The sequence below is a fragment of the Leclercia adecarboxylata genome (genome assembly GCF_035787115.1).
Taxonomy (GTDB): domain Bacteria; phylum Pseudomonadota; class Gammaproteobacteria; order Enterobacterales; family Enterobacteriaceae; genus Enterobacter; species Enterobacter adecarboxylatus_E.
In genome coordinates this window covers 36,157-43,018 of sequence record NZ_JALKTL010000011.1, presented here as the reverse complement: position 1 = coordinate 43,018, position 6,862 = coordinate 36,157, and the positions used below count along the sequence as shown (strand labels likewise).

8 protein-coding genes and 2 pseudogenes are annotated in these 6,862 nt (G+C 48.7%); 3 read left to right on the top strand and 7 right to left on the bottom strand.

All coding sequences use genetic code 11. The features are described 5' to 3' along the window. Positions 1-278: 278 nt before the first annotated feature. Both MXM41_RS21990 and MXM41_RS22905 read left to right on the top strand, forming a co-directional pair. Positions 279-532, top strand: a pseudogene (locus tag MXM41_RS21990) (transposase); the annotation flags it as partial. Between the two features lie 133 nt (positions 533-665). Further along, a pseudogene (locus MXM41_RS22905) lies at positions 666-749 on the top strand (hypothetical protein); the annotation flags it as partial. A 256-nt stretch (positions 750-1,005) separates the two neighbouring features. Here MXM41_RS22905 and MXM41_RS21985 read toward each other — a convergent pair. The 7 genes from MXM41_RS21985 to MXM41_RS21955 all read right to left on the bottom strand — a co-directional run bounded on the left by MXM41_RS21985 (position 1,006) and on the right by MXM41_RS21955 (position 5,640). Further along, positions 1,006-1,785 carry a site-specific integrase gene (locus MXM41_RS21985; protein ID WP_159340472.1) on the bottom strand — a complete coding sequence of 260 codons (780 nt, stop codon included), beginning with the start codon at positions 1,783-1,785 and terminating at the stop codon, positions 1,006-1,008. Next, positions 1,782-2,129 carry a hypothetical protein gene (locus tag MXM41_RS21980; RefSeq protein ID WP_172693849.1) on the bottom strand — a complete coding sequence of 116 codons (348 nt, stop codon included), beginning with the start codon at positions 2,127-2,129 and terminating at the stop codon, positions 1,782-1,784. Before MXM41_RS21980 ends, MXM41_RS21985 begins: the two co-directional genes overlap by 4 nt. 125 nt (positions 2,130-2,254) lie before the next feature. Further along, positions 2,255-2,812 (bottom strand): hypothetical protein, encoded by a 558-nt coding sequence (locus MXM41_RS21975; protein WP_159340474.1) that lies wholly within the window; start codon positions 2,810-2,812, stop codon positions 2,255-2,257. Between the two features lie 27 nt (positions 2,813-2,839). After that, complete coding sequence (locus MXM41_RS21970) at positions 2,840-3,193, bottom strand: hypothetical protein (protein WP_325934399.1); 354 nt, start codon at positions 3,191-3,193, stop codon at positions 2,840-2,842. Between the two features lie 675 nt (positions 3,194-3,868). After that, positions 3,869-4,243 carry an MDR efflux pump AcrAB transcriptional activator MarA gene (gene marA, locus MXM41_RS21965; RefSeq protein WP_325934398.1) on the bottom strand — a complete coding sequence of 125 codons (375 nt, stop codon included), beginning with the start codon at positions 4,241-4,243 and terminating at the stop codon, positions 3,869-3,871. Positions 4,244-4,398: 155 nt separating this feature from the next. After that, the gene (locus tag MXM41_RS21960; protein WP_325934397.1) at positions 4,399-4,899 is read right to left on the bottom strand and encodes a DUF1993 domain-containing protein; all 501 of its coding nucleotides are present in this window, start codon (positions 4,897-4,899) and stop codon (positions 4,399-4,401) included. A 63-nt stretch (positions 4,900-4,962) separates the two neighbouring features. Then, the gene (locus MXM41_RS21955) at positions 4,963-5,640 is read right to left on the bottom strand and encodes a nitroreductase (protein ID WP_325934396.1); all 678 of its coding nucleotides are present in this window, start codon (positions 5,638-5,640) and stop codon (positions 4,963-4,965) included. A gap of 172 nt (positions 5,641-5,812) precedes the next feature. Between MXM41_RS21955 and MXM41_RS21950 the strand changes: the two genes are divergently transcribed. Further along, positions 5,813-6,682 carry a LysR family transcriptional regulator gene (locus MXM41_RS21950; protein ID WP_325934395.1) on the top strand — a complete coding sequence of 290 codons (870 nt, stop codon included), beginning with the start codon at positions 5,813-5,815 and terminating at the stop codon, positions 6,680-6,682. Positions 6,683-6,862: the final 180 nt, after the last annotated feature.

The window sequence follows — 6,862 nt, the reverse complement described above, 5'->3', positions numbered from 1 at the left end:
AAATGGGACCACGGTCACAACCACTCAAATGGGACCACGGTCACAACCACTCAAATGGGACCACGGTCACAACCACTCAAATGGGACCACGGTCACAACCACTCAAATGGGACCACGGTCACAACCACTCAAATGGGACCACGGTCACAACCATTTAAATGGGACCACGATCACAACCATTCAACTGGGACCACGGTCACAACCATTCAACTGGGTGAATCGCCATGGGTTTAAAAGACACCTCAGAGTCATTTAAAATGGCTTAAAGAGAGATGCACATGAGCAGTAAGCGTTATCCTGAAGAGTTTAAAATCGAAGCAGTCAAACAGGTTGTTGATCGTGGCCATTCTGTTTCCAGTGTCGCAACATGTCTCGATATCACTACCCACATAGTCTTTATGCCAGGATAAAGAAATACGGGCTGGACTCTTCCACCGACAAAGAGCAGTCAGATGCTCAGGCCGAGATCCGCCGACTCCAGAAAGAGCTGAAGCGGGTTACTGACGAACGGGACATATTAAAAAAAAACCGCTGCGCAGGGCAAGGTGAACGCGCAGTATAACCTTGTAGTTATGTACGAATAGGGCTTAGATGTGCACCAGGACTACAGCTAGGCACGGGACTGGTATGAAAAAGCCGCAGCGCAGGTTGCTGCAGATGCGCAGTACAATCTGGGTATTACGTACTTTAACGATCAGGGTGTTCGTCAAAATAAATCTACTTCTAAGGAATGGTTCGGTAGAGCTTAAGGTAAAGGAGTCCAGGTAGTTTGTAATAATTACAAGGTATTAAACGAACAAGGTTTTTAATTGATGAACTATATCTTGCAGGAAAAAGACTGAACGGCAACGATGTTGCACTCATAGACAGACCGCGGGGCATACTAAAGCGGTCCATATATGAGCTTCCGATTTAAAGCGGAAGCCGGAAAGAGCAGGAAATCAGATTAATATGGCAAGCCAATCCCGGCGGACGGGTCAGTTAGGTTTAGATAGTAATGCCGTCTTACCCATTTCTTTTTAGCATTGCCACCGCCTCGGTCCCGGGCATCTGGAACTGCACCCGATGGCGCGCTGCGACATCGAGCGCAAAAACCTTCGTGTAAACCTCCGTCGAGCTGATTGATTTGTGGCCCATCAAGCTCTGCAGAACTTTCAGTGGAATACCGGCATAGAGCATGTGCATGGCGTAGGAGTGGCGGAACGTATGCGGGGTCACCGGCACGGAGAACGTCACTCCGTCGGCAGCGGCCGATTCCACCGCTTCATTCAGCCAGGTCCGGACCGTCCGGTCGGTGATCTCCCAGATGCGTGCCTTTTCCATTCTGCCGGTGCGTTTATTCCGGCGTTCCAGCGGAATTTTCAGCGTGGCCACCATCATCTCCAGCTGACTGACGTACTGGCTGTCCGACAGCGGCACCAGTCGATGGGGCTGACTGCCGGCGCGAGTCCTGCCTGCCGTTCTTGCCGCTTTCTCAGCCCGCTGTTTGAGCGTGGCCAGCTGCACAAACGGGTAGGGCGGAGCCAAGGAAAAATCACTCCGGGTCAGGGCTAGAGCCTCATTGATACGCGCGCCGGTATTCCACAGCGTCGCAAGCAACATTTTACGGTGCAGATCGGGCTCGTAGTGGAGGAGGGCGCTGACTTCCGGCGCCAGCAGATATTTTGGCAGTTCGTCCTGAATGAGAGCCATCTGGCGTAAGGCGAGCGCGGCCGGATAGTCTATGGCCACCGGCAGCTGCGCGGGGGAAAACGAAATGCCATGGCTAGGTATTGCCGGCATCATTGTTTGTTGTCCTTAATGGGCAGGTGTTCCTCGATAAGTCGTGCCAGTGCCTTCTGCACGTAATCTTCCCCGACGGCAACATGAATGTCCCCGCGGCGTTCAAGCTCTGCGCCGATGGCACTCATGCCGTGCATCATCGGCAGCAGTTGGCGTAGCAACATGGCATGACTGCATGCCGCCCTTATCCGATCCGCAAACTCATCCTCATCGCGGGAATACTGTTCCGGTGACGGCCTCTCCCTGCCGTTCTTCTCAAACTGCAGCTGCTGGCATAGGGTCAACAGTGCCACTATCTCATCGGCAATCACACTGGCATGGATCTCATGCAGACTAACCTTGTTCATATTGTTCTCCTTGGTATACCGGTATCGTTTTCCTGACGGGCGCTGATATTCAAACCTTTCATTACACCCCGGCGTCAGGTTCTATACCTGACCATTTGACGACTTTGGTCAGGGTGAAGGGATCATCAGGCATGATCACGGACTTCCTTCCGGCAGTAGGACGGCGCCTCGCCCGGATTACGGGTGATATACGCCGGAAACTCAGTGATCTCGGTCTGGCTGTAAGGAGCGAAATTTTCAGTGCCGCCGAAACGGCTGCGGAATCCCTTCAGTACCGCTTCTTCACCGGCAGGCCCGGCAGCAGACATTGTGACAGCCATGCTTTCAGGATCTATAAGTGTATACAGCCCTTTCTCATCGCTGCGCTGGTTCATCCTGAACGTCAGTATCAGATCACCGGCATCGCTTCCTTTCGCACCCGGAGTTCGCCAAGTGACGGAAACGCTAAAGAGGGTATGACCATTTTCCTTGGACTCGACCTTTCCCCTCGAGATCATTGTTGTGGGTAAGCTGAGTTTTCCGTCTCCCGGAAGGTCTGAGTGGCAGACGACCACACTGCCGGGCGGGTAGGCCTCATCGAGCCGCTGCATTTCTTCCCGAGTTGCGGCGCTGACCCCGTAAGTCGTGCCGACAATAACAACCATAACTCCTAACCGGCTTGCGATCTCCTTAATTGTCTTCATTATGCTTTCATCCTGATATTTGTCGGTTCAGTCCGGTTCTACGAATTGATAAATCCCGCCAGCGATGCTCACTAAGAAAAAAAGCAGGAAGGCAGCAAAAGTGTCACTTTTATTTTCCAGTTCAACAAAATCGATTCTGCCTGGAACAGGCACTTCATCCAATGCCTGATGTTTGTACTCACGCAGTTTCCAGCCGTTTCCCGCACCATTCCATATTGCGAGAACCACGCCAGCAGGACTCAATAAATTACGAGAGATATAACCCGGCCCCATAAGGGATGAATCCCGTAACCAGAGAACGGGATAGGTTTTAACCAAGTGGTCATAAACACATTCTGCCGAATGAAAATAATTTGCCTGCAAACTACATGAGTTACACATATATATTCCTTTTGTAATAATTCCGCCACGCAACCAGCACCCACTGACGCAGTTGAAAGTCACACAAAATGACTTTACCTGCCGTCATTATTTTAATGGTGATAATAAGCAGCCATATAAAGACGCCATTAAATTACCGGATGGCCGTTTCCGCCAGATCCGACTTTCTGGCGTATGCAAACTTTCCGGAAGTGTACCACGGCGGGGAAATAAGCGAAGCGCCCATTTATGCCGCTGAGCGACAGGTGGCGATCGGGCCGTAAAACACAACATATAGACAAAACCGCAGCTGACACCGTGGCACATCTTGTGTTTCCGGGCCAGCGGGCGGGGAGTGACGATCATGAGATCCGGGACCTGGGGTTTTCGGATCTGCGGAGAAGATGAGAGGGACTTATGCAGGACAGGCACTAATTGAAGAAGATTGTTGCGGAATACGGATTATTGTCTTTCGGGAACTAAAAGGCGCTGATTATTGCACTGAGTGGACAAATCATACTGAGGCGTATATGCGACGAAGCGGCAGGCATTATTTTCATCCTGAACGTTCTTCCCGCCCTTTGTTATCGTGTCCGGTCAGTAGAGTCCGCTTTGTGCCATAAGCAGACACTGGTCTAATAATCAATCTCACTAGCCCTGACTAAAACAAGGGCTACCGATTTCTTAGGCACTTCTTCAGTATGTCAGCGGTAGCAGGTAGCGGGATTCACCATGCACGTTGGTGATCCTATACTTGTGTGGCGGCACGTCGAAATATTTTTTAAATATACGCGTAAGGGTCTGTTGTGATTCAAAACCATAACGTACTGCCAGATACTGGACCGGCTCGTTGCTCTCTTTCAGCTTCTGCGCAATTTCCGTTAGCTTACGGCTGCGGATGTATTTGCCTAATGAATATCCAGTCTCTTTTTTAAACATCCTTTGCAGGTGCCATTTTGAATAGCCTGAGCGCTGGGAAACTTTTTCAAGAGAGAGCGGTGATTCGAGGTTATCTTCAATCCAGTTCAAAATGCTATGAATAGTAATAGCATCATTATTGCGGTTAACCATCGCAATACCTCTTTCTGTTTATGTCACTTATGGGTGAATATTCAAAAAAAAATAACTACATCTGTTGATGATTGTTTATTTCAGCAGGGTATATCCAATCCGGTCACGATATACCCATATGAAGTTTTAGAGATAACGGGTAGCGTGGTCGTTCATTATTTCAGAAACGGCAGGTGCCCAATATAATCCATTTTCCCGATCTGAACGCCCTTATGACGCAGGATCGCGTAGGCTGTCACCATATGGAAGTAAAAATTCGGGACTGCGTGCTGATAAAAATAATCCTTTCCAATAAAGGCTCCGGCCCAGCCGGTGGGTGCAACGATTCTTTCTTCCCAACCATTGAAGTCGCTTTCTTTCATTGATGTGATATAGCCGATAGTCTTTTCGATACGAACTTTAAGTTCAGGGATCGTTTCCTCGGTATCTTCAAAAAATGGCGCTTGATTGCCTGTCAGGACTGAGGTGGCCAGGTTCGCCGTGTCACATGCCATTTGCACCTGACAGGTAAGCGGGAGCATATCTGGTGAAAGACGGGAATTAAGAAGAACTGCTGAATCAAATTTATTTACCTCAGCGTGCCTGTTCGCCTTATCGAGCAGGCGAGAAAGAGTATGGAGCATTTTTGTGAACTGTGTGATCTGTGCGTACATCATAAGTATCCTTTTGGCGGTGTAGTGGTTCCGATCATTAAGTGGTGAATAATCGTAAATAATTCTTTATTTATGGAATGTGACACTTTCACCAACGGGCGCTTTATTAATCCTGTATTGATTTGCAGGGTGAGTCATATCCGGGTAGCCCAGAGATATACCAAATAATAATTTTAATGACGGATCTATACCGAGTTCTTTGCGAATGGTTTCGCCGTAAAAGCCTAACATGGTCTGGGGAACACCACCTAAACCGTGAGCGGTGAGAGACAGCAGAAGCGTCTGAGCGTACATACCTATGTCACCAGCCACACGAACGTTGTCGCCCACTTCCGGCATAAAAAGCAACGCAACATGAGGCGCACCAAAGAATTCCAGGTTACGACGTGAAGCATCACGGCGCAGATCGTAGTCATCGCGTTTAACGCCAATAGCCTGATAATAGGCCGCGCCTTGCTCTTTATAACGTTCACGGTAGACACCCGGAAAATCATTGATGCCAAAACTGAAGTCTGGCGTTAACTGCCCTGCCTCATCCGCAGCAAGAATGGCCTTGCTAAGGGCATCCCTTTTTGAACCTGAGACAATATGCGTTTGCCAGGGTTGAGTATTACAGTTTGATGGTGAGTGCTGTGCATCCTCCAGCACGGAACGGAGAGTATCTTCAGGGACCGGATGAGGAAGAAAGGCGCGCATTGAATGGCGTTCGCGCACGACATCCTGAAAAAGCATTGAGTTAGACATTATGTACCTCTTTCAATAAGACCGGAAACTAACCAGATGAAGAATTAAGATTTTGGTGACACGGTTTTCATAACCAGATCCTGCAAAAATTACTAAGAAGAAATTTTACCCTTTGCAAAATGGAATGGAATCATCAAAAATAGAAATCTAATTCTCATAAATGGAAAGCTCCATGGATTTTAACGCAGCGAAATTGTTCATCTCAGTGGTGAATTCCGGTAGCTTTTCGGCGGCAAGTGACATAACCGGGGTCCCCATCGCCACGATAAGTCGGAAAATTAATGAACTCGAACATGGGCTGAACGTGCTGTTACTGGAGCGTTCACGACAGGGGGTTAAACCCACCTATAAAGGGCAACAATTCTTTGAACAGGCCCGTCTGGGGATTGAGTTACTGGAAGATGCGCAAAAATCTGTCACTTCTGCTCACGCGCTACAGGGAAAATTGCGGCTGTCTGTACCACCTGATTTTTCGCTGTGGTGGGATTTATTGATTGCGTTCCAGCAACGGTATCCTGATATCACCGTATTTTGTCATTCTGGTGAAAGGGTCGTTGATTTGTTCGCAGATGGCATCGATGTGGCGCTCAGACTGGGTGACCTGAATACGGATGACGTTATTGCTAAACCCCTTATGACTCTGGAAACGTTATTTGTCGCCAGCCCTAAGTTATTGGCGCGTCACGGTACTCCTAAGACACTGGCAGAAATGGTTCAGCTCCCGGTTGCTGCCTGGGAGAGCCTGAATCAGGGGCTTTTCGAATGGAATTCGGGGACCGAAAAAGTTAAATATAAACCTGTCTTTTCCTCTAACAATTTACAGGGGCTAATTCATTACGCCCTTAGTGGTCAGGCGGTTGTCCAGTTGCTGGATTTTTCAGCCAGACCCTGGATTGGAAGCGGAGAGCTGGTACAGCTTTTACCTCATCAGCCCCCGCAAAAAATCGTATTACATCAGGTCTATGCACGCCATAAATATCCTTCAGCGCTGGTGCGGGCATATCTGGAGTTTTGTACAGAGTGGGTGGGGAAGCTAAGTTAGAATGACAATAACAACGTCCGCTCATCGCTCATAGCGTACCTTCAGCTCAGTTATCTGGTCCGCTCCGTGCCAAAAGCGGACGTTAAAATGAATTATCTTAGTGGTTAGGTTTATGCTTATACGACGAAAGCCATCAGTTTTCTGGGCAGATTTTCTTATCGGATAATATTCACCTGTCAG

Coding starts and splice junctions, on each gene's coding strand:
- MXM41_RS21975 (WP_159340474.1), bottom strand. CDS start 2,812: ATGAAGACAATTAAGGAGATCGCAAGCCGGTTAGGAGTTATGGTTGTT.
- MXM41_RS21960 (WP_325934397.1), bottom strand. CDS start 4,899: ATGATGTACGCACAGATCACACAGTTCACAAAAATGCTCCATACTCTT.
- MXM41_RS21970 (WP_325934399.1), bottom strand. CDS start 3,193: ATGTGTAACTCATGTAGTTTGCAGGCAAATTATTTTCATTCGGCAGAA.
- marA (WP_325934398.1), bottom strand. CDS start 4,243: ATGGTTAACCGCAATAATGATGCTATTACTATTCATAGCATTTTGAAC.
- MXM41_RS21955 (WP_325934396.1), bottom strand. CDS start 5,640: ATGTCTAACTCAATGCTTTTTCAGGATGTCGTGCGCGAACGCCATTCA.
- MXM41_RS21985 (WP_159340472.1), bottom strand. CDS start 1,785: ATGATGCCGGCAATACCTAGCCATGGCATTTCGTTTTCCCCCGCGCAG.
- MXM41_RS21980 (WP_172693849.1), bottom strand. CDS start 2,129: ATGAACAAGGTTAGTCTGCATGAGATCCATGCCAGTGTGATTGCCGAT.
- MXM41_RS21950 (WP_325934395.1), top strand. CDS start 5,813: ATGGATTTTAACGCAGCGAAATTGTTCATCTCAGTGGTGAATTCCGGT.